The 20,443-nt window shown below is 66.6% G+C and carries 19 protein-coding genes; 3 read left to right on the plus strand and 16 right to left on the minus strand.

Translation table 11 applies throughout. The features are described from left to right. Positions 1–71 precede the first annotated feature (71 nt). From ACNSTU_RS01055 to ACNSTU_RS01070, 4 genes are all read right to left on the minus strand, one after another. Entirely contained in the window at positions 72–635 is a 564-nt protein-coding gene (locus ACNSTU_RS01055; RefSeq protein WP_290630853.1) for a porin family protein, read from the minus strand. Between the two features lie 82 nt (positions 636–717). Beyond that, a complete protein-coding gene (locus tag ACNSTU_RS01060; protein ID WP_290630855.1) occupies positions 718–906 on the minus strand; it encodes a hypothetical protein in 189 nt (62 codons plus the stop codon). Positions 907–1,065: 159 nt separating this feature from the next. Beyond that, positions 1,066–1,890 carry an anti-sigma factor family protein gene (locus ACNSTU_RS01065; RefSeq protein WP_290637730.1) on the minus strand — a complete coding sequence of 275 codons (825 nt, stop codon included), beginning with the start codon at positions 1,888–1,890 and terminating at the stop codon, positions 1,066–1,068. Then, the gene (locus ACNSTU_RS01070; RefSeq protein WP_290637732.1) at positions 1,887–2,393 is read right to left on the minus strand and encodes a sigma-70 family RNA polymerase sigma factor; all 507 of its coding nucleotides are present in this window, start codon (positions 2,391–2,393) and stop codon (positions 1,887–1,889) included. Before ACNSTU_RS01070 ends, ACNSTU_RS01065 begins: the two co-directional genes overlap by 4 nt. Before the next feature lie 203 nt (positions 2,394–2,596). Here ACNSTU_RS01070 and ACNSTU_RS01075 point away from each other — a divergent pair, with 203 nt between their 5' ends. Both ACNSTU_RS01075 and ACNSTU_RS01080 read left to right on the plus strand, forming a co-directional pair. Beyond that, positions 2,597–3,514 carry an acyl-CoA thioesterase gene (locus tag ACNSTU_RS01075; RefSeq protein ID WP_418212007.1) on the plus strand — a complete coding sequence of 306 codons (918 nt, stop codon included), beginning with the start codon at positions 2,597–2,599 and terminating at the stop codon, positions 3,512–3,514. A 141-nt stretch (positions 3,515–3,655) separates the two neighbouring features. Continuing rightward, positions 3,656–7,186, plus strand: a complete 3,531-nt coding sequence (locus ACNSTU_RS01080) for an indolepyruvate ferredoxin oxidoreductase family protein (RefSeq protein ID WP_290637734.1) — start codon at positions 3,656–3,658, stop codon at positions 7,184–7,186. Here the strand turns inward: ACNSTU_RS01080 and ACNSTU_RS01085 are convergent. From ACNSTU_RS01085 to ACNSTU_RS01095, 3 genes are all read right to left on the minus strand, one after another. After that, a complete protein-coding gene (locus ACNSTU_RS01085) occupies positions 7,151–7,780 on the minus strand; it encodes a QsdR family transcriptional regulator (protein WP_290632707.1) in 630 nt (209 codons plus the stop codon). The two genes, ACNSTU_RS01080 and ACNSTU_RS01085, sit on opposite strands and share 36 nt — an antisense overlap. A 164-nt stretch (positions 7,781–7,944) precedes the next feature. After that, positions 7,945–8,112 (minus strand): metallothionein, encoded by a 168-nt coding sequence (locus tag ACNSTU_RS01090; RefSeq protein WP_290632705.1) that lies wholly within the window; start codon positions 8,110–8,112, stop codon positions 7,945–7,947. Beyond that, positions 8,109–8,417, minus strand: coding sequence for an ArsR/SmtB family transcription factor (locus tag ACNSTU_RS01095; RefSeq protein ID WP_290632703.1), 309 nt, complete (start codon positions 8,415–8,417; stop codon positions 8,109–8,111). The genes ACNSTU_RS01090 and ACNSTU_RS01095 overlap by 4 nt, the downstream gene beginning before the upstream one ends. 132 nt (positions 8,418–8,549) lie before the next feature. Between ACNSTU_RS01095 and ACNSTU_RS01100 the strand changes: the two genes are divergently transcribed. Beyond that, positions 8,550–9,458 (plus strand): AEC family transporter, encoded by a 909-nt coding sequence (locus tag ACNSTU_RS01100; RefSeq protein ID WP_366925979.1) that lies wholly within the window; start codon positions 8,550–8,552, stop codon positions 9,456–9,458. A 14-nt stretch (positions 9,459–9,472) separates the two neighbouring features. Here ACNSTU_RS01100 and ACNSTU_RS01105 read toward each other — a convergent pair whose 3' ends face one another. From ACNSTU_RS01105 to ACNSTU_RS01145, 9 genes are all read right to left on the minus strand, one after another. Beyond that, positions 9,473–10,837 carry an L-serine ammonia-lyase gene (locus tag ACNSTU_RS01105; protein ID WP_418212008.1) on the minus strand — a complete coding sequence of 455 codons (1,365 nt, stop codon included), beginning with the start codon at positions 10,835–10,837 and terminating at the stop codon, positions 9,473–9,475. 116 nt (positions 10,838–10,953) lie between these two features. Further along, positions 10,954–11,856, minus strand: coding sequence for a hydroxymethylglutaryl-CoA lyase (locus ACNSTU_RS01110; RefSeq protein ID WP_290632697.1), 903 nt, complete (start codon positions 11,854–11,856; stop codon positions 10,954–10,956). Between the two features lie 250 nt (positions 11,857–12,106). After that, entirely contained in the window at positions 12,107–14,107 is a 2,001-nt protein-coding gene (locus tag ACNSTU_RS01115) for an acetyl-CoA carboxylase biotin carboxylase subunit (RefSeq protein WP_290636815.1), read from the minus strand. A 3-nt stretch (positions 14,108–14,110) separates the two neighbouring features. Then, on the minus strand, positions 14,111–14,905 hold the full coding sequence (locus ACNSTU_RS01120) for an enoyl-CoA hydratase/isomerase family protein (RefSeq protein WP_290631943.1): 795 nt from the start codon (positions 14,903–14,905) through the stop codon (positions 14,111–14,113). Between the two features lie 14 nt (positions 14,906–14,919). Further along, positions 14,920–16,527: a carboxyl transferase domain-containing protein gene (locus ACNSTU_RS01125; RefSeq protein ID WP_290636814.1), complete on the minus strand. Its 1,608-nt coding sequence runs from the start codon at positions 16,525–16,527 to the stop codon at positions 14,920–14,922. A 12-nt stretch (positions 16,528–16,539) separates the two neighbouring features. Next, entirely contained in the window at positions 16,540–17,703 is a 1,164-nt protein-coding gene (locus ACNSTU_RS01130; RefSeq protein WP_366925964.1) for an isovaleryl-CoA dehydrogenase, read from the minus strand. A gap of 68 nt (positions 17,704–17,771) precedes the next feature. Next, complete coding sequence (locus tag ACNSTU_RS01135; protein ID WP_290631937.1) at positions 17,772–18,188, minus strand: MerR family transcriptional regulator; 417 nt, start codon at positions 18,186–18,188, stop codon at positions 17,772–17,774. 100 nt (positions 18,189–18,288) lie between these two features. Beyond that, the gene (locus ACNSTU_RS01140; protein ID WP_290631935.1) at positions 18,289–19,119 is read right to left on the minus strand and encodes an ABC transporter ATP-binding protein; all 831 of its coding nucleotides are present in this window, start codon (positions 19,117–19,119) and stop codon (positions 18,289–18,291) included. Positions 19,120–19,178: 59 nt separating this feature from the next. Further along, positions 19,179–20,426: an ABC transporter substrate-binding protein gene (locus ACNSTU_RS01145; protein WP_290631933.1), complete on the minus strand. Its 1,248-nt coding sequence runs from the start codon at positions 20,424–20,426 to the stop codon at positions 19,179–19,181. Positions 20,427–20,443 lie beyond the last annotated feature (17 nt).

The following is a 20,443-nucleotide window of genomic DNA, read 5'->3' on the forward strand; positions in this document are numbered from 1 at the left end:
CCAGGGGCGCGCCTGTGAAATAGGGCGGGCCGGCGGGGGGGAGTCGCCGGCCCGTACTGCGGGATTGCGCCTTAGAAACGGAACTGCATGTTGATCGAAGCCAGATCGACATCCGTGTCGTCAACCGACATCCGATCGTACTCGAGACGCAGGTCGGTGTGCTCGGTCAGGGTGAACCGTGCACCGACGCCGTAGAACATGTCGTTGCCGTCGTCACTGTAGCTGGCGTCCAGCGGACCGGAGGAGCTGCGCTCCCGGTCCCAGAAGAACTGGCCAACCCGGGCATACGGGGCGAAGAATTCCGTGACCGGCAGCGCGGCCATGCCGGCGATGGTCCAGCCGTTGATATCCGTATCGAGGTTGCCGTCCTCGGCGGTGCCGAGGTCGATATAGCCCGCTTCCAGTGAAAAGATGCGGTTGGCCTCCATGCCGGCGAACACGCGCCAGGACCAGCGATTGTCCTTGATGTCATCATCAGACTCTGGGAAGTCCTCGTCGTTGAGACGATAGTAGCCCAGGCCGCCGCCCAGGTAGCCGCGAACCTCCGGTTGCGTCGCTGATTGTGCGACCACCGTGGCCGGCGCGGCCATCAGGCCGGTGATCACGAGCGGAATCCAGATCCTTGTGTGCGTCATGATGAGTCTCCTGTCTCATGGCAAAAAGAGAGCGCCCCCGCCGCCAACGGGCAGGGTGGTGCTGCGGGCTACTGTGGCTGCGTCAGTCGTCGAACGCGTCTTCCACCTCGTCACCGGCGTCGTCGAACTCATCGCCGATGTCATCGGCGGTGTCATCGATTTCTTCGCCGGCCTCTTCGGCGGGTCCCTGGTCATCGCAGGCGGTGAGACCCAGCGTGCCCAGGGCGAGGCCCAGGAGCAGAATGAGCAGGGCGTGGCGTAGCTTCCACATCGTCGATTACCTTCCTTCTGACAGTCCGTGTCCGGCCCGAGCGTGGGCCGGGATTCGGACGACGGCGGGGCGGGTCGCCCCTTCGCGCCGTCGTCTATCCATACATACGCAGGATGTGCCGGAAGAGTTCCATGGAATGTGATGCGGTCGGTGGAACGGCTAGCGGAAGTGGTCGAACGCCCGTTCCGCCAGTGAACCCAGCATGTCCTGATCCACGGAGCCGAGCACCGCATAGCGGGTCGAGCCGGATTCCGAGTTCCAGTGATACATGGACAGGTCGTCCTGCTTCTGGAATGCAGTGCGACCATTGCGCTCGAGCGCGCGTGAAAGGACTCCGTCGTCACCGCGGGACTGGAAATAGATGGCGACCATCTGGTTGTCATCGTTGCGGTAAAGCATCTGGCCGGCGGAGCCGGACGAGGCCGGAAGCGCCTGCCCGCCGATGAACTGGAAGCCGTCGTCGTCCAGCTCGGGTGCGGCGATTTCCAGCTCGTTTCGCTCACGGAACCACTCGCCGAAGCGGTCCCGGTCTTCCTCGAGGCGAGTCTCCCGCCAGGGCGAATCCTCGCGGGCATAGAGGGAGTACGAGCTGGACGCCTGCTGCAGGAACATCTGCATCGCAATGCGTTCGGCTTCCTGTTCGTAGAGGTCGCTGCGCAGCATCCAGCCGGCGACCACGCCTACAGCGAGCGCAACCGAGGCCGCAGTGGCCAGTGGCATGCTGCGCCGCAGCCAGCTGACCCGGGCGCCGTCGTGCGCCTCGACGGGGGTGATGGTGTCCAGCAGGCGGTCGGGAATGGGTTCATCCAGCACGGGGTCGTAGAGCTGACGCAATGCATGGGCCTGCGCTTCATAATCGCGCACGGTCTCCATGGCCTCCGGGTTACGGGCGAGATGATTCTCAACGCGCGCCTGCTCGGCCCCATCCAGTTCGCCATCCAGATAGGCGTTGATCATTTCGGAACTGACGGTGTCGTTGCTCATTCGGCACCTCGTTCCACACGCTTGGCCGATGCGCCGTTGGTTTTTGTCCTCAGCGCTTCCCGAGCCCGGGAAAGCCGGGAGCGCAGTGTGCCTACGGGCACTGACAGCACCTCCGAGGCCTCTTCGTAGGTAAAGCCTTCCACCGCAACAAGCAGCAGCGCGTTACGATGCTCTTCCGGTAGTTCTGCCATGGCCGCCCGCACGCCATCAAGCTCAGTGGAAACCTCCTGTCCGGCAGCGACGGCATCCGGCTCTCGAAAGTGGCGCCGGAAGTGGAGTTCACGGTCGACGGAACGCCGGCGTGAGACGTGGTTGTTGTGCAGGATGCGGAACAGCCACGAGCGCAAGCCCTTGTCGGGATCCCACTTCCGGGCGTTCTTCAGAGCACGCTCCAGACAGCCCTGGACGAGATCATCCGCTTCTTCCGGGCAGCCGGCAAGCGCTCTAGCGTAACGTCGCAGGTGAGGGATCTCCGCTGTAATCCGTGTGCGAAGACTGTGCATGTTGATGCGTTCTCCCGGCGGTTCGTCCAGAGCGGGATTGCTCTGGTGATCCCCCGACAGTGTTGTATGTTGAGATCGGACAACGCTAGCACAATGCGCGTCGCCTTCGACCTGTTGCAGGATGGAGACGTCTGCCCCGGCCTGGCGTGTAGAATCCGGCTGCGCCGGCACATCAACATGACAAACGGGATGGTACGCGAATCATGACACCCCTGTTGGAAGTCTACCGTAACAGCGTTCAGTCGTGGGAAATCGACATGATGGGCCACATGAACGTCAAGTTCTATGTGGAGAAGTCCGTGGCCGCCCTCGCCATGCTCGGTCAGCATCTCGGGCTGGGCCCACGGTTTGCGCGGGAGAGCGGCGCCTGCCTGGTGCCAACGGAGCACCATGTCCGTTTTCTCCGGGAGCAGCGCCCGGGAGCACCGCTGGTGATCAACGCCGGCATCGTCGAGGCGACCCGCGAGCGGCTGGTGGTATACCAGGAGATGGTCAACGCGGCGAGCGGTGACCTGGCGGCCTCCTTCATCGTGACCGTGGCGCTGCAGGATGGCGTTAGCAGGGAATCCAGGCCGATCCCGGAGCACGTGCTGGAGCAGACGCAGCCCCTACGCACGGAGGTCCCCGCCCACGGTGCTCCGCGGGGGCTTGAGATGGCGCCGCCAAGGTCGGAGCCGACCCTGGACGAGGCCGTGGACAAAGGCATGTTGAGCACCTGGAAGGGGCCGGTTCTGCCGCGCATGTGCGACCACCATGGCCGCCTCGCCACCGAGGCGCACATGGGCATCGTCTCCGACGCCATACCCAATCTGCTGGTGCACCTGACCGCGGAGGACCGGTCCGAGAGCCCGCTCGGTGGCGCCGCGCTGGAGTACCGTTTCGTCTACCGGCGGCCGGTATCCGGGGATGATCTGCTGGAGCTGCGCAGCGGCATCAAGGCGGTCTCGACCAAGACCTATCAGTTCGGCCACTGGCTGTTCAACGGGGCAACGGGGGAGTGCGTGGCGACGGCAGAAGCGGTCGCCGTGCTGCTGGACCTGGACGCGCGCAAGGCCGTGGTCATCCCGGAAGCCAGTCGGGCGGTGCTGGAGCGCCATGTGATCCCGGGGCTGTCGGCCTGAGGGCGGCGTCCGCGGGTTACGGCATGCTGCAGTGCAAATTGACTCGCCGGACGGAGCGGCGGATCGTCAGGGGATGGTCCGCCGGGCTCAAAAGGCGAATGGTGGACGACGCGCTCCGGCGGCAGCCGGAGCACAAACCGGGTGTCCGATAAGGGAGATCCCCTGATGGTGCTCGCCGACGTTCGCCTCGACGACAAGTACGCCCGCGATGCCGGGCGCGTGTATCTCAACGGCATTCAGGCGCTGGTGCGGTTGCCGCTCATGCAGCGCCAGCGTGACAGCAACGCCGGTCTCAATACCGCCGCCTACATCTCCGGGTACCGCGGCTCGCCCCTGGGCGGGCTGGACAAGGCCCTGTGGGACGCGGGGCCGTTCCTTGATCGCCAGTCCATCCGCTTCCAGCCCGGGGTCAACGAGGACCTGGCCGCCACGGCCGTCTGGGGCAGCCAGCAGGTGGGACTGTGGCCGGGCGCGCGCTACGACGGCGTGTTTGGCATGTGGTATGGCAAGGCGCCCGGGGTGGATCGCACCGGCGACGTGTTCCGCCACGCCAACTCGGCCGGCACCGCGCCCCATGGTGGTGTTCTCGCCGTGGCTGGAGACGATCACGGCTGCAAGTCGTCTACGCTGCCGAGTCAGTCCGAGTTCGCCTTCATGGATCTGCAGATGCCGGTGCTGCACCCGGCCGATGTCCAGGATGTCCTGGATCTGGGGCTCTATGGCTGGGCGTTGTCCCGCTACAGCGGCTGCTGGACCGGGTTCATTGTTGTCGCTGATACCGCCGACGCGTCTGCCTCGGTCAGCATCGACCCCGATCGAGTGACCATTGCTCTGCCGGAGGATTTTCAGATGCCGCCGGATGGCCTTGGCATCCGCTGGCCGGACCGGCCCATGGACCAGGAGTTCCGGTTGCAGCGCTACAAGCTCCAGGCTGCGCTGGCGTTCGTCCGCGCCAACCGCCTCGACCGGATCGTGATCGACACCCCCGCGCCGCGCCTTGGCATCGTCACCACCGGCAAGGCCTATCTGGATGTGCGCCAGGCGCTCCTGGATCTCGGCATCGACGACGATGAGGCGGCGCGCATCGGATTGCGCCTCTACAAGGTGGCCATGAGCTGGCCTTTGGAGCCGGAGGGAGTGCGTCGCTTCGCCGACGGGCTGGAAGAGATCCTGGTGGTGGAAGAAAAGCGCCCGCTGATCGAGAGCCAGTTGAAGGAGCAGCTGTACAATCTGGAGCACGCCAGCCGTCCGCGGGTGGTGGGCAAGTATGACGAGTACGGGGAGTGGATTCTCCCGTCGGCCGGCGAGCTCAATCCCGGGCAGGTGGCGCGGGTGATTGCGGCGCGTGTCGGCCGGTTCCACGCCAGCACGGTCATGGAGCGGCGGCTGCGTTTCCTGGAACAGCAGGAGGCGGCGCTGGCTGCCGGCCGGACGCTGGTGGAGCGCCTGCCGCACTTCTGCTCCGGCTGCCCGCACAACACCTCGACGCGGGTACCGGAGGGGAGCCGCGCCACGGCCGGGATCGGCTGTCATTACATGGCCAACTGGATGGATCGCCACACCGAGACCTTCACCCACATGGGCGGTGAGGGGGTGCCGTGGATCGGGCAGGCGCCGTTCACGGAGACGCGGCACATCTTTGCCAATCTGGGCGATGGCACCTATTTCCACTCCGGGCTGCTGGCGATTCGGGCCGCCGTGGCTAGCGGCGCCAACATCACCTACAAGATTCTCTACAACGATGCCGTTGCCATGACCGGCGGCCAGCACGTGGACGGCGAGTTGGACGTGCCGCAGATCACCCGGCAACTGGCCGCGGAGGGCGTCCGGCGCACGGTGGTGGTGAGCGACGAGCCGGAGAAGTACGGCACGTCCACGCCCCTGGCGCCTGGTGTCCGGGTGCACCATCGGCGTGATCTGGACGTCATTCAGAAGGACCTGCGCGAGGAGCCGGGGGTGACCGCGCTGGTGTACGACCAGACCTGCGCCGCCGAGAAGCGGCGCCGGCGCAAGCGCGGCACCATGCCGGATCCGGCCAAGCGCGCCTTCATCAATACCCGGGTGTGCGAAGGCTGTGGCGACTGCAACAGCAAGTCGAACTGCCTCTCCGTGGTGCCTGTGGAGACCGAGCTGGGCCGCAAGCGGGCAATCGATCAGGGCCAGTGCAACAAGGATTTCTCCTGCGTTGACGGGTTCTGCCCGAGCTTCGTGACGGTCCACGGCGGCACCCGGCGCAGGCCGGAGGCGAACGCCGACCCGAGCGCTTTGCCGCCCCTGGCAGAGCCCGCGCTGCCGCGACTCGACACGCCCTACGGTGTCGTCGTGACAGGGGTGGGCGGTACCGGCATCGTCACGGTCGCTGCGCTTCTGGGCATGGCCGCGCACCTGGAAGGCAAGGGTGTGGCCGTGCTCGACATGACCGGGCTGGCACAGAAGTACGGGGCGGTCACCAGCCACATCCGTATGGCTGGTGATCCCGATCAGCTTCACGGGCCGCGCATCCCCCCGGGCGAGGCGGACCTTCTGCTGGGCAGCGATCTTGTGGTGGCCTCCGGCCGGGACAGCCTCGGCCGCATGGATGCCAGCCGCACCGCTTCGGTGATCAACACCCACGGCGTCATGCCCGCAGCATTCATCAGTAACCCGGATATGCCCTTTCCCACCCGTGAGATGGTGGAGCAGATCCGTGGCCAGAGCCGCGCCGGTGCCTGTCACGCCCTGGACGCCGCCGCACTCACCGAGGGCCTGTTCGGTGACAGCACCACCATGAACCTGTTTCTGGTCGGCTTCGCTTATCAGCAGGGGCTGCTGCCGGTCTCGTCGGAGGCGATCGACCGCGCCATCGAGCTCAATGGAACCGCCGTTGAAGCCAACCAGCGGGCCTTTTTCTGGGGACGTCACGCGGCGCATGACCTGGAGGCGTTACAGCGCCAGGCGCAACCGGGTGAACAGGGCGAGGGTGAAGCGCCGGACCCGGAGACCTGGATCCAGCGCCGCCACGCCGACCTGACTGCCTACCAGAACGTGGCCTACGGCGACCGGTTCACCGCGCTGGTGGAACGCATGCGCGACGCCGAGCACCGGGTGATGCCCGGCTCCCGGGAGCTCACCGATACCACGGCGCGCAGCTACTTCCGGCTGCTGGCGTACAAGGATGAGTACGAGGTGGCACGGCTCTATACCGACGGCGCCTTCGCGCGCCAACTGGAAGAGACCTTCGCCGGCGACTACCGGGTGCGTCTGCATCTTGCGCCGCCGGTGCTGGCGCGTCGGGATCCGCACACCGGTGAGCCCCGCAAACGCGAGTTCGGCGCCTGGATACTCCCGGCCATGCGGGTTCTGGCGCGCATGAAGGTGCTGCGGGGAACCGTTCTGGACCCGTTTGCGTATTCAGTGGATCGCCGGCTGGAGCGTCAGTTGATCGGCGAGTTCGAGCGGTTGTGTGACGAGCTGCTGACCGGGCTGCGCCCGGAGAACCACCATCATGCGGTGGCCCTCGTGCGGCAGTTCGGCGCCGTGCGTGGCTACGGCCACGTGAAAAAGGCCAGTGTGGAGCGGATGCGCCAGCAGCAGGAGACGCTGCTGCACCGGTTCCATGCGCCCGAGTCGGCATCGGCCGCGGTCGGCCGGCCGGCGTCAGCGGCCGATCGTGTCGGGGCGGCTGAGCAGTAGCCGGAAGGCGGTGGTCGCCTGGTCGAGCCCCGGTTCGCGGCCGCAGATGATGTCGCTGTAGATGGCGCCTTCGCCGATGCGCACGAGAAAGAAGGCGAGGCTGTCTGTATCCAGCTGCGGGTCGATCCGGCCCGCGTCCGCCTGCTCTCGCAACAGAGCCGACCACGTATCGATCAGCCGGCGCTGCAGGCCGCTGACGTTGGACGTTAGCACGCGCAGGGCGAACTGTGGATCCTGCCGCAGGAACTGGTGCAATGCCTCTGCGCCCATCACCTCCGTGTTCACGTCGTGGTAGATGGCCGCCAGGTAATCCACGCCCAGGAGCGAAGGGTTGGCGTCGGCGCGCGCCTTGGCCTCGTCGAAGACATCCTTGTAGAGCGACCAGAGGATCTCGCCGAGCAGCAGCTCCTTGTTGCCGACCCAGCGCATGAGCGTGGCGCGGCCGATCTCCAGCTCTTCCGCCAGGGCGGAGAGGTTGAGGCGCTTGCCATCCAGCCACCAGCGGCGTGCCAGGCGGAATGCGGTAATGGGGGTTGGACGGCTGCTGCGGCTGTCGTCGTTCAGGGCAAGGGCGAGAGGCGTCTTGCGGCTCATGGGCGGAGCCCCGTTTCAGTCAGTTGGGATTCTTTTCGGTTCTTGCGGAACACGGCCCATTCTACTCAACTCGACGGCGACGGGCATCCCTGTCGTTGCAGCGCTATCGGTTGGAATGGCCCGGGGTGAACGGTTGCCCCGGGCCATGGGAACGGCAGCGCCGGTCAGCCCTTGCAGTCGCAGCCGGCGTGGCCGCAGCCACTGCCGCTGTCGTGCCCCTTGGCACATGCATCACCGCAGTAGAGGCGGCCGTTCTGCTCAACGGCCTTCTCGGGCGCGATGACACAGACGCAGTCGCTGCAGGCGCATTTTACGCGGTCGACGTCACTCATGATGGTTCTCCCGTGTCTTCGTGGATGTGTTCCACCATGTTCTGGAGCATGGTGCGAACGTGCTCGTCACTCACCTGGTAGAGGACGCTGCGACCCTGGCGTGTTCCCCGCACCAATCGTGTGGCGCGCAGCAGCCGCAGGTGATGGCTGATCAGCGACTGGGACGCGTCCAGCCGAGCCGCCATGTGGCCGACGCTGACTGGTTCATCCATACAGGCCAGGACGATGCCGAGCCGAGTCGGGTCCCCGAGCATGCGGAACATCTCGCCGAGTTCGGTCAGTTGGTCATCGGTCAGATCAGACATGGCCTGATAATGCCAATACATGAAGATGTGTTCAAGGATTTTCTGGTGTGTTGACGTTGTCAGCAAACCCCGTAATGCTGCGCACTTCCAGAAAACCGGAGGGACATCGCTCTGTTCGAAATCATCAACATCCTGGCGCCGGTGTTTCTGGTGATTGTCCTGGGGTGGGCGCTGGCGCGCTCGGGCTTTCTCCCGGCGCAGGCCATTGGCGAGGTGAACCGGCTCAGCTACTGGGTCGGGTTGCCGTCGCTGCTGTTCTACAGCATCGGCACGGCCGATCCGCAGATCCAGGGGGTCACCGGACTGCTGTTCGTTACCGCCGCGGCAACGCTGCTGGCGATTGTTGCCGCCGGCCTGGGCGCCCGCGTGCTGGGGCTCCCCGGGGGCTCCTACGGCACCTTCATGCAGGGCGTGTTCCGCGGCAACCTGGCCTTCATCGGGCTGCCGGTGGTGCTGTACGCCTTCTCCAATGGCAACGGCAGCGCCGAGGCGAGCGCGCTGCTGGTGTTCGGGCCCCTGGTGGTGCTCTACAACGTGCTCGCGGTGGTGGTGCTGGTGCTCTCCGGCGGAGGTGCCGGGCGCGGGGTGGTCAGGCCGGCGGTCTACGGGCTGATCACCAATCCGATTCTGATCGCGTCCCTGGCGGGTGTGTTGCTGGCCTTCTCCGGTTTGCAACTGCCTGCATTCGCAGAGCGTACCTTGTCGGCCGTGGGGCAGATGGCGCTGCCTCTGGCGTTGATCTGCATCGGTGCGACCCTGTACTCCACGCGCATACGCGGGCGGATCGGCTGGGCGGTGACCGGGGCGGTGATGAAGGTGGCCCTGGTGCCGGCCATCGGCTTCGTGCTGGCCCGGGCTGTGGGGCTGTCCGCCGAGCACACGCAGATTGCGCTGATCCTGCTCGCCTGCCCGACGGCGTCGGTCTCCTACATCCTGGCGCAGCAGTTGCGGGGCGACGAGGGACTGGCCTCCAGCATCGTGGTGATTGCCAACGTGCTGGCCGTGCCGGCGCTGTTCGTGGTGCTGGCAATCACGGGGTAGCGGGCCAGGCCCGTTCAGCATTCCACGATGTTGACTGCCAGTCCGCCCCGCGACGTCTCCTTATACTTGGATTTCATGTCGCGACCGGTGTCGCGCATGGTCTTCACCGCCTTGTCCAGCGACACCACGTGGTTGCCGTCGCCGCTCAGGGCGAGGCGACTGGCGTTGACCGCCTTGACGCTGCCCATGGCGTTGCGCTCGATGCAGGGGATCTGCACCAGTCCGCCCACGGGGTCACAGGTCATGCCCAGGTGGTGCTCCACGGCGATTTCGGCGGCGTTCTCCACCTGGGCGGGTGTCCCGCCCAGCACTTCGGTGAGCCCGGCGGCGGCCATAGCGCAGGCGGAGCCCACCTCGCCCTGGCAGCCGGCCTCGGCACCGGAGATCGATGCCCCGCGCTTGATGATCATGCCGATGGCCGCTGCGGTGAGCAGGTAGCGGGCGACGCCGTCGTCGGAGGGCTGCGATGTGTGCCGCAGGTAGTAGTGCAGAACGGCGGGGACGATGCCGGCCGCACCGTTGGTGGGCGCGGTTACCACGCGGCCGCCGCAGGCATTCTCCTCGTTCACCGCGATGGCATAGGCGGCGAGCCAGTCCATGCCCGCGAGCGGGTCCGGCGTGCCACCACAGGTGAGCCGGCGGTAGAGCCCGGGGGCGCGGCGCCGGACCCGGAACGGCCCCGGTAGTTCGCCTTCCTGCTCGAACCCCCGGGCCACGCACGCCTCCATCACGCGGCGAACCCGATCGAGGCCGGCGCGAATATCGGTCTCGGTGTGCAGTACCTGCTCGTTGGCAAGGGTCACGTCGCTGATCCGGCAGCCGCGCCGCTCGCACCACTCCAGCAGTCCCTGCGCAGTTGTGAAGGGGCAGGGGAGCTTCAGGTCGCCGTCGCTGCCCTCGTCGCTGACGTCAGGCCCACGCAGAAAACCGCCGCCCACGGAGTAGTAGTCGCGCTCGGCAACAACGGTGCCTGCGCCGTCCCAGGCGGTGAAGCGCAGCCCGTTCGGATGCCCGGGCAGGCTCTTGCGGCCGTGGAAGAGCAGGTCCCGCGCTGAATCGAACGCCACCGGATGACTGTTGCCCAGAATGAGCGCGCCCGCGTCACTGATGGCGGCGCTGCGCCGGGGCAGGCGCTCGGGGTCGGCGGTTTCCGGGTCTGCCCCTTCCAGACCAAGCAGGACCGCCGGGCCGCTGCCGTGACCACGGCCCGTGGCCCCCAGCGAGCCGAACAATTCTGCGCGAACACGGGCAATCCGGTCCAGAGTGCCGTCCGCTGCCAGCGTCGCGACGAAAAGCCCCGCCGCCCGCATGGGCCCTACGGTATGGGAGCTGGACGGCCCGATGCCGATACGGAAGAAGTCGAAAACACTCAGCGTCATGGGGCACCTCCAATGCCATTGGAGGAGTGTGCACCCGCGGATGGGTGTGCGCTTGTGATCCTGCGACGTTCAGGCCGTCGGGAGCGTCACGCCGGTAAACGTGTCGAGTGGACTCTTCACCCCTTGGCCGCGAGGGCCCGAGCGACCCTGGACACCGGTTCGCGGCCGAGCTCGGCCGAAATCCACCGCCCCGTAGCGGCCAGGGCCTGCAGGTCCGCGCCGCTGGTGATGTCCATGCCGTCGAGCATGTACACCACATCCTCGGTGGCCACGTTGCCCGAGGCGCCCCTGGCGTAGGGGCAGCCGCCGAGGCCGGCAACAGAGGCGTCCACGGTGGCCACGCCCAACTCCATCACCGCATACAGGTTCGCCAGGGCCTGGCCGTAGGTGTCATGGAAGTGAGCGGCGATGGCGTTCATGGGCACATGCCCGGCCACGGCCTCCACCATGCGCTTCGCCTTGAGCGGCGTGCCCGTGCCGATGGTGTCGCCCAGGGAGATTTCGTAGCAGCCCATGGCGTAGAGGGCCGTCGCTACCCGGGCCACGGTGGTGGGATCAATCGCGCCCTCGTACGGGCAGCCGAGCACGCAGGAGACGTAGCCGCGCACGCGGATGCCCCGTTCCGAAGCGGCCTCGATCACGGGGCGGAACCGTTCCAGGCTCTCGTCGATGCTGCAGTTGATGTTCTTGTTGGAGAATGTCTCGGAGGCGGCGCCGAACACCGCGACCTCTTCGGCCCCCGCCTCGGCGGCGGCTTCGAAGCCTTTCATGTTGGGTGTCAGCACCGGGTAGTTGACGCCGGGGCGACGCCGGATACTCCGCAGCACGTCGGCGTGGTCCGCCATTTGCGGGACCCATTTGGGTGAGACGAAGGCAGTGGCTTCCACCGTCGTCAGGCCCGCGTCCGCCAGGCGGTGGATGAGCTCCAGCTTGGTGGCCGTGGGGATGGTGACGGTCTCGTTCTGCAGCCCGTCGCGCGGGCCGACTTCAACGATGCGGACGTGGTCGGGGAGGGACATGGGGCCTCCGGGGGTGTGTTGCTGATGCCGGGTTGCGGTTCGTGGTGGACCTGAAGGTCCACCCTACGGTTGCGTTGGCCGGTGCTTCGGGTCGTGTGCCTGGTGGATCTGAAGGTCCACCCTACGGTTGCGTTGGCCGGTGCTTCGGGTCGTGTGCCTGGTGGATCTGAAGGTCCACCCTACGGTTGCGTTGGCCAGTGCTTCGGGCTGTGCGTAGGGTGGACCTTCAGGTCCACCACATCCGTCATCGTTACTCCTCCGCGCCGATGGTCAGCAACTCTGCGCCCTCGGAGACCTGATCGCCTTGGCGGAAGTTGACCTTGTCGACCCGGCCGGAGGTGAATGCGCGGATGGTGTGTTCCATCTTCATGGCCTCCAGCACCATCAGTGCCGCACCTTCCTCCACGTGATCGCCTTCAACCACCATGACCTGCAGCACGGAGCCCGGCATGGGGGCTGTCAGGCTGCCCTCGCGCAGTTCCTCGCTCATGCCGGCGGACAGCGGGTCGTGGATGACCAGTCTGCGCTCAGCGCCGCCGATGGCGACGCTGAGCTGGTCACCGGACTGGAGCGCGAGGGCGTCCTGGTGGACGCCGTCCAGCACGAGACGCATGTGGCCGTCCGAGCCCAGCGTACCGTTGGCGGTGACCGTGCCGCGGGGGAGGTCCAGCAGGAAGCAGTCATGCCGGTAGTGGGCCACCACGGTCAGGTCGGTGTCGCCATCCAGGAAGTGCAGCACGTGGTGATTGTCGCTGTTCGGCTGCCAGCCATCCGTGCTGTGCCAGGGTGACCAAGGGTCGCCGGAGGCGCGGGAGCGCTCCGCAGCGGCCTGGTCGACGCTGAGCAGCTCATACAGCGCCGCCACGGCCAGCAAGGGGTCCGGGACCGGATGCGCCGCAGGGAAGAGGTCGTCCTGGTACTGCTCGATGAAGCCCGTGTCGACCCCGCCCCGGGCGAATGCCGGGTGGGCGGCGATGCGGCCCAGGAACCGCGTGTTTGTGGTGGTGCCCGCCACGGTCCATCCGGCCAGGGCGTTGCGCAGGCGCTGCAGGGCCTTGTCCCGGTCGTCGTCCCACACCACCAGCTTGGCGATCATGGGGTCGTAGTGGATCGAAATGGCATCGCCTTCGCGGATGCCGGTGTCGATGCGCACATGGTCGTCCTCGGCGGGCGTGCGCAGGCGGCTCACGGTGCCGATGGCCGGTAGGAAGTCGCGGTCCGGATCCTCGGCGTAGATGCGCGCCTCGAAGGCGTGTCCGGAGAAGGCGAGGGTGTCCTGGTTGCGGGGCAGTGGCTGACCGGCGGCCACCTGAAGCTGCCATGCGACCAGGTCTTCGCCCGTGATCATCTCCGTGACCGGGTGCTCCACCTGCAGGCGGGTATTCATCTCCATGAAAAAGAACGCGCCGTGGGCGTCCATGATGAACTCCACCGTGCCGGCCCCCACGTAGCCGATGGCGCGCGCCGCTGCCACGGCGGCGTCCCCCATGGCCCGGCGCTTTTCGTCGGACAGGCCCGGGGCGGGCGCTTCCTCGATCACTTTCTGATGGCGCCGCTGGACCGAGCAGTCGCGCTCGAACAGGTGCACCACGTTGCCGTGGTCGTCGGCAAACACCTGTACTTCCACGTGGCGGGGCTGCAGCAGGTACTTCTCCAGCAGTACGGTGTCATCGCCGAAGCCTGCCGCCGCTTCGCGCCGGGCACTGGTCAGAGCCTCCGCGAAGTCGGCCGGGTCGTCCACCCGCCGCATGCCCTTGCCGCCACCGCCGGCGGAGGCCTTGATCAGCACCGGGTAGCCGATTTCGTCGGCGACCTTGGCCAGGTGCTCCGGCGTCTGATCGTCGCCGTGGTAGCCCGGTACAAGTGGCACGCCAGCGTCCGCCATGATGGTCTTGGCCGCACTCTTGGAGCCCATGGCGCGGATGGCCGAGGCGGGCGGACCGATGAAGCGGATGCCCGCGCGCGTGCATGCCTCGGCGAACTCCGCGTTCTCGGACAGAAACCCGTAGCCGGGATGGATGCCGTCGGCGCCGCTGCGGCGGGCCACTTCCAGAATCCGGTCCACGTTCAGGTAGCTTTCCTTCGCGGGCGCCGGGCCCACGGGCCATGCCTCGTCGCAGGCGTGCACGTGCATGGCGTCCGCATCCGCCTCCGAGTACACGGCGACAGTGCGTACCCCCATGGCGCGGCAGGTGCGGGCGATGCGGCAGGCGATTTCCCCGCGGTTGGCAATCAGTACGGTCTGCAACATCCCTCAGGACTCCTCGACCCACGCGGGTTTGCGTTTCTCCAGAAAGGCACCGATCCCTTCCTGCCCCTCGGCGCCGACGCGGATGGCGGCGATGCGGCGCGCGGTGTCCTCGATCATGGCGCGGTCCACCGGGCCGCGGCCCACGGCGCGGGCCAGGTCCTTTGAGGCGGCCATGGCTTCCGGCCCGTTGCCGCGCATCTGTGTGATCAGGTGATCGATGCGTGCATCGAGCTCGCCGGCGGGTACCTGTTCGTGTATCAGGCCGATCCGCACCGCTTCCGCCGCATCGAAGCGCTCGGCGGTGACGAAATACCGGCGCGCCTGCTGTTCGCCCATGGCCTTGACCACGTAAGGTGAGATGGCCGCCGGGATCAGCCCCAGCTTGACCTCGGACAGGCAGAAGCTGGCCGTGCCTGCGGCGATGGCGATGTCGCAGCAGGCCACAAGCCCGACGCCGCCGCCAAAGGCCGCCCCGTGCACCCGGGCAATGGTGGGTTTCGCCAGACCGTCCAGGGTCTCCATCAGTTCGGCCAGGGCGAGGGCGTCGGCTTCGTTCTGCTCGCGCGTGTATCCGGCCATGCGCCGCATCCAGTTCAGATCGGCACCGGCGGAGAAGCTCTTGCCGTTGCCCGCCAGCACTACCACGCGCACGCCGTCGTCGCGCTCGATCTCCCGCAGCACGGCGGTGAGTTCGGCGATGAAGACGTCGTCAAAGGCGTTGTGGCGGTCCGGGCGGTTCAGTGTCACCGTGGCGACACCGTGCGCCTGTTCGGTGAGAATGGCGGCTTCGTCGTTCATCCCGAAACTCCCGGTTACATGCGGAACACGCCGAAGCGCGTGTCCTGCGCCGGCGCGTTGAGGCTGGCGGAGATGCCCAGGCCGAGCACCATGCGGGTGTCCGCCGGGTCGATGACGCCGTCGTCCCACAGCCGCGCGGTGGCGTAATAGGGGTGGCCCTGGTGCTCGTACTGCTCGCGGATGGGCGCCTTGAAGGCTTCCTCGTCCGCCTCGCTCCACTGCTCGCCCTTGCGCTCGAGGCCGTCCCGGCGCACCTGCGCCATGACGTTGGCGGCCTGGTCGCCGCCCATCACCGAGACCCGGGCGTTGGGCCACATCCAAAGGAAACGTGGCGAGTAGGCGCGCCCGCACATGCCGTAGTTGCCGGCACCGAAGCTGCCGCCGATGATGACGGTGAACTTGGGCACCGCGGAGCAGGCCACGGCCGTGACGAGTTTCGCCCCGTCCTTGGCGATGCCCCCCGATTCGTATTTGCTGCCCACCATGAAGCCCGTGATGTTCTGCAGGAATACCAGCGGTATGCCGCGCTGGCTGCACAGCTCCACGAAGTGGGCCCCCTTGAGGGCCGACTCGGAGAACAGCACGCCGTTGTTGGCGATGATGCCCACGGGGTAGCCGAAGATGCGCGCAAACCCGCACACCAGTGTGGTGCCGTAGAGCTGCTTGAACTCCTCGAACTCGGAGCCGTCGACGATGCGGGCGATGACTTCGCGCACGTCAAAGGGCTTGCGCAGGTCGGTGGGAACGGCGCCGTGGAGTTCCTCCGGGTCGTAGAGTGGCGGTTGCGGCTCGCGCACGTCCAGCTCTACCCGCTTGGTGCCGTTCAGGTACTCCACGCTCTGGCGCACGATGCCCAGCGCATGGGCGTCATTGAGCGCGTAGTGGTCAGTCACGCCGGAGACCCGGGAGTGCACGTCGGCGCCCCCTAGATCCTCGGCGCTGACCACCTCGCCGGTGGCAGCCTTCACCAGCGGCGGTCCGCCCAGGAAGATGGTGCCTTGTTCCTTGACGATGATGCTCTCATCGGACATGGCGGGCACGTACGCGCCACCGGCGGTGCACGACCCCATGACCACGGCGATCTGCGGAATGCCGGCGGCGGACATGTGCGCCTGGTTGTAGAAAATCCGCCCGAAGTGGTCGCGGTCCGGGAACACCTTGTCCTGGTTGGGCAGGTTGGCGCCGCCGGAATCCACCATGTAGATGCACGGCAGGTGATTCTCCGCGGCAATCTCCTGGGCGCGCAGGTGCTTCTTCACCGTCTCGGGATAGTAGGTGCCGCCCTTGACCGTGGCGTCGTTGGCGATGATCAGGCATTCGCGCCCGCTCACCCGGCCGATGCCGGTAATGATGCCGGCGGAGGGTACGGCGTCGTCGTACATATCCGTCGCCGCGAGCTGGGAGAGCTCGAGGAAGGGCGAGCCCACGTCCAGCAGCACGCGGATCCGGTCCCGGGGGAGCAGTTTGCCGCGGTCGGTATGCCGCGTCTGCGCCGTCTCGCCGCCGCCTTCCTTGATCCGGGCCACCCGGTCGCGGAGGTCGGCCACCAGCGCGCCCATGGATTCCCTGTTCGCCTGGAACTCCTCGGAGCGGGGGTCGATTCTGGATTTCAGCACCGTCATTGGCTGGTTCGCCTATTTGGTCTGTTCGAACAGTTCCCGGCCGATCAGCATGCGCCGCACCTCGGAGGTGCCGGCGCCGATCTCGTAGAGCTTGGCGTCGCGCAGCAGCCGGCCGGTAGGGTACTCGTTGATGTAGCCATTGCCGCCCAACGCCTGGATCGCCTCCAGCGCCACCTGAGTGGCCTTTTCCGCGGCGTAGAGGATGGCGCCGGCGGCGTCCTTGCGGGTGGTCTCGCCACGGTCGCAGGCGGCCCCAACGGCGTAGACGTACGCGCGGCACGCATTCATGGTGGTGTACATATCGGCGAGCTTGCCCTGCATGAGCTGGAAGGTGCCGATGGGTTCACCGAACTGTTTGCGCTCGTGCACGTAGGGTACCACTACGTCCAGGCAGGCCTGCATGATCCCCAGGGGGCCGGCAGCGAGCACGGCGCGCTCGTAGTCCAGCCCGCTCATGAGCACCCGCGCGCCGCGGCCTTCCTCGCCCAGGATGTTCGCCGCGGGCACCTTGCAGTCTTCAAACACGAGCTCGCAGGTGTTGGAGCCGCGCATGCCCAGCTTGTCGAGCTTCTGCGCCGTGGAGAAACCCGGCATGCCCTTTTCGACGATGAAGGCGGTGATTCCCTTGCTGCCCGCGTCCGGGTCGGTCTTGGCGTAGACCACCAAGGTGTCGGCGTCGGGGCCGTTTGTGATCCACATCTTGTTGCCGTTGAGCACGAAGTGATCGCCTTGGCGTTCCGCGCGCAGCCGCATGGAGACCACATCGGAGCCGGCGCCGGGCTCGGACATGGCCAGCGCGCCCACGTGCTCGCCGGTGATCAGTCCGGGCAGGTACTTCTGCCGCTGCTCCTCGGAGCCGTTGATGCGGATCTGGTTCACGCAAAGGTTCGAGTGCGCGCCGTAGGACAACCCCACGGAAGCCGATGCGCGGGAGATCTCTTCCATGGCGACGATATGTGCGAGATACCCCATGCCCGCACCGCCGTATGTGTCCTCCACGGTGATGCCGAGCAAGCCCATGTCGCCGAGCTTGGGCCAGAGGTCCGGCGGGAATTCATTGCTGGAGTCAATGTCGGCGGCGCGCGGAGCGATTTCGGCAGCGGCGAAATTCGCCACCGAGTCGCGCAGCATGTCGATGTCTTCCCCGAGGCCGAAATTCAGGGTCGGAAGCTGAATCATTGGTGTCTCCCCGGCAGCCGAGGCTGCGTGTGTTTCCTGTTGATCGTCTGTGTCTGGGGTGGCCGTCAGCCGGTCTGTTCATCGTTCTGGCGGCTGAGGAGCTCCTGGCACCTCGTATAGGACTGCTCCAGCTCCGCCAGTGCGTCCTCGATGTCCCTGCGCTGCTGCTTCAGTTGCTGGCGCTTTTCGTCCAGCACCCCGAGGTAGTAGCGCAACTGCCTGGATTCGCCGTGCGCCTGGTCGTAGAGTTCGAACGTCTCGCGGATCTCGCCCAGGGTGAACCCCAGGCGCTTGCCGCGCAGGATGAGCTTGAGCCGGGCCCGGTCGCGGCGCCGGTAGAGGCGCTTGCGGCCTTCGCGGATCGGAGCAAGCAGCCCCTCATCCTCGTAGAACCGGATCGCCCGTGTTGTAATGTCGAACTCGCGCGCCAGCTCGCCGATCGTGTACACCGGGGCGCTCTTCACATGCCGTACGGCTTCCATGGTCTCTGGACTTCCTCGTGGCGACAGTCTTTTCGTTTACGTAAACGTAACATGAGCCGTTTCCGTCCGGTAGATCCTGCCACCGTTCTCGCGGCTCGCGTCAGGCGAGCCAGCGTTTCCGGCGCCGGTAGTGTTTGACATTGTGATAGTCCACCTTGCCGCTGCCGCCAAGATAGAACTCCTGCACGTCCGGGTTCTGGCGCAGCACATCCGCCTCGCCGGTCATGACGATATGGCCGTTCTCCACCAGGTAGGCGTGGTGGGCAATCTCCAGGGCCGCCGAGGCATTCTGTTCCACCAGCAGGACGCTCACACCCTCGTTGGCGTTGATGTCGCGGATGATGGAGAAGATCTCCTCGACCAGTACGGGTGCCAGGCCCAGGCTCGGTTCGTCGAGCATGAGTAGTCTGGGTTCCGTCATCAGCGCGCGGCCGATGGCGAGCATCTGCTGTTCACCGCCGGAGAGGTAGCCCGCCTTACTGCGGGCGCGTTCCTTCAGCCGCGGAAAATAGGTAAAGACCTGATCCCGAAGCTCCTGGTAACGGGTCCGGCTGCCGCGCAGCGGGTAGGCCGCAAGCAGGTTGTCCTCGGGTGTGAGGTGGCCGAAGATGCGTCGACCTTCGAGTACGTGCACCAGGCCGCGCTCGACCCGCTGGGCAGCGCCCAGCGGCGCCAGATCCTCGCCGTTGAACAGGACGTGGCCGCGGGTGATTTCTCCGCGTTCGGGGGCGAGCAGGCCGCTGATGGTCTTGAGTGTGGTGCTCTTGCCGGCGCCGTTGCCGCCCAGCAGGGCGACGATCTGACCGTCTCCCACCTCCAGCGACACGCCTTTGATCGCGAGAAAGACCTTGTCGTAGATCACCTCGACGTTGCTCATGGAGAGCACGGTGGCCGGGGCGGTGCCGGCTGTCTGCGCTGTCTCTGCAGTCATGAACGTATTCCCCGTCGTGTGCCGGCCCGCCGGCGCCTGCGCCGGCGGGCCGTCTGCCGTTAGCGGCCTTCGCGGAAGCCCGCCGCGTCTTCGCGGATTTCTTCCCAGACCAGGTCCTGGTAGGAGTGGAACCAGTCGGTGATCGGCTCCCAGCTGTCGCCGTTCCATTCGGTGACACGGCCGTAGCCACCGCCCTGGTGGTCCTCTTCCGAGAACGACACCGGCGGCATCATGCCCTCGGCGTCGAAGTTGTCGATCATCCGCAGGCCGTCACGCAGTTTTTCCCCGGTCAGCGGAGCGCCGTATTCCTCCAGAGCGAGGCGTGCTCCCTCCACCGCCACGGCCATGGTCGCCACGCCGATGTTGTAGTAAGTGGTGCCGACGTTCTCGGCCTCACCGGTGCCTTCACCGGCGTCGATGACCTGCTCCTGGATGCGCTCGATGATGGGGTAGTCGGTACCGGTGGCAACGGCTTCGTAACGCTTCAGACCCTGGGCCCGGTCAACGCCGATGGTGCGCGCGTCCGTCTCGGCCATCCACACCACTGAGAGTATCTGCGACGGGTCGATGCCGTTGCGGATCGCCGTCTGCACAGAGACGGCCTGACCGCCACCGGCGCCCCAGATCAGCACGTGATCCGGCTGGTAGCGGCGGACATCCGACCAGGTGCTCGACTGCTCGTTGCCCGGGCTCGGATAGGCGAATGTGCGCAGCTCGAACCCTTCGCTCTCGGCGAGCTTCTCGAGCACGGGAACGGGTTCCCGGCCGAATGGCGAGTCGATGTAGACGTGCGCGATGCGCTTGCCTTCCAGGCCGCCCTCATTCTCTTTGATGTACTCGGCCAGAATGGTCGCCTGCGACCAGTATGTGGCCATCAGCGGAAAGATGTACGGGAAGGTGGTGCCGTCGCTGGCGTCGCCGCGCCCGTGGAGCGCCGTGATCATGACGATCTCGTCATCCAGGACCCGGTTCACGGCGGCGCGGGAGACCGGTGTGCTGAGGAAGTCCACCAGCACGGCGCCCTCGCGCCGGGCACGGTTGTACGCTTCAAGGCCGCGCTGCGGCTCGTTGCCGGTGTCGCGCACGAGGGCCTCGAACATGTGCCCGTCGATGCCGCCCTCGGCATTGATCAGTTTCAGGTAATCCCGCTGCCCCTGGTTGTACTCATCCGTGAGGAACGTGTAGACGGCGGTAAAATCCTGGAGCAGGGCAAACTTGATGGTGTCGTTGTCCGCCTTTGCGGTCCCGCCAAAGGCGAGTGCCGCGGCGGCGACCGTGCCGGTCAGAGCCTTGGTGATGCTGCGCATGGTGTCTCCTCCTCGTT

The sequence above is a fragment of the Aquisalimonas sp. APHAB1-3 genome (assembly GCF_048323695.1).
Taxonomy (GTDB): domain Bacteria; phylum Pseudomonadota; class Gammaproteobacteria; order Nitrococcales; family Aquisalimonadaceae; genus Aquisalimonas.

Bases quoted from the DNA above. Each gene is read 5' to 3' on its own strand.
- ACNSTU_RS01125 (WP_290636814.1), bottom strand. From the start codon at position 16,527: ATGACGGTGCTGAAATCCAGAATCGACCCCCGCTCCGAGGAGTTCCAG.
- ACNSTU_RS01135 (WP_290631937.1), bottom strand. From the start codon at position 18,188: ATGGAAGCCGTACGGCATGTGAAGAGCGCCCCGGTGTACACGATCGGC.
- ACNSTU_RS01065 (WP_290637730.1), bottom strand. From the start codon at position 1,890: ATGAGCAACGACACCGTCAGTTCCGAAATGATCAACGCCTATCTGGAT.
- ACNSTU_RS01075 (WP_418212007.1), top strand. From the start codon at position 2,597: ATGACACCCCTGTTGGAAGTCTACCGTAACAGCGTTCAGTCGTGGGAA.
- ACNSTU_RS01060 (WP_290630855.1), bottom strand. From the start codon at position 906: ATGTGGAAGCTACGCCACGCCCTGCTCATTCTGCTCCTGGGCCTCGCC.
- ACNSTU_RS01120 (WP_290631943.1), bottom strand. From the start codon at position 14,905: ATGAACGACGAAGCCGCCATTCTCACCGAACAGGCGCACGGTGTCGCC.
- ACNSTU_RS01145 (WP_290631933.1), bottom strand. From the start codon at position 20,426: ATGCGCAGCATCACCAAGGCTCTGACCGGCACGGTCGCCGCCGCGGCA.
- ACNSTU_RS01140 (WP_290631935.1), bottom strand. From the start codon at position 19,119: ATGACTGCAGAGACAGCGCAGACAGCCGGCACCGCCCCGGCCACCGTG.
- ACNSTU_RS01090 (WP_290632705.1), bottom strand. From the start codon at position 8,112: ATGAGTGACGTCGACCGCGTAAAATGCGCCTGCAGCGACTGCGTCTGT.
- ACNSTU_RS01085 (WP_290632707.1), bottom strand. From the start codon at position 7,780: ATGAGCCGCAAGACGCCTCTCGCCCTTGCCCTGAACGACGACAGCCGC.
- ACNSTU_RS01105 (WP_418212008.1), bottom strand. From the start codon at position 10,837: ATGACGCTGAGTGTTTTCGACTTCTTCCGTATCGGCATCGGGCCGTCC.
- ACNSTU_RS01110 (WP_290632697.1), bottom strand. From the start codon at position 11,856: ATGTCCCTCCCCGACCACGTCCGCATCGTTGAAGTCGGCCCGCGCGAC.
- ACNSTU_RS01055 (WP_290630853.1), bottom strand. From the start codon at position 635: ATGACGCACACAAGGATCTGGATTCCGCTCGTGATCACCGGCCTGATG.
- ACNSTU_RS01095 (WP_290632703.1), bottom strand. From the start codon at position 8,417: ATGTCTGATCTGACCGATGACCAACTGACCGAACTCGGCGAGATGTTC.
- ACNSTU_RS01070 (WP_290637732.1), bottom strand. From the start codon at position 2,393: ATGCACAGTCTTCGCACACGGATTACAGCGGAGATCCCTCACCTGCGA.
- ACNSTU_RS01115 (WP_290636815.1), bottom strand. From the start codon at position 14,107: ATGTTGCAGACCGTACTGATTGCCAACCGCGGGGAAATCGCCTGCCGC.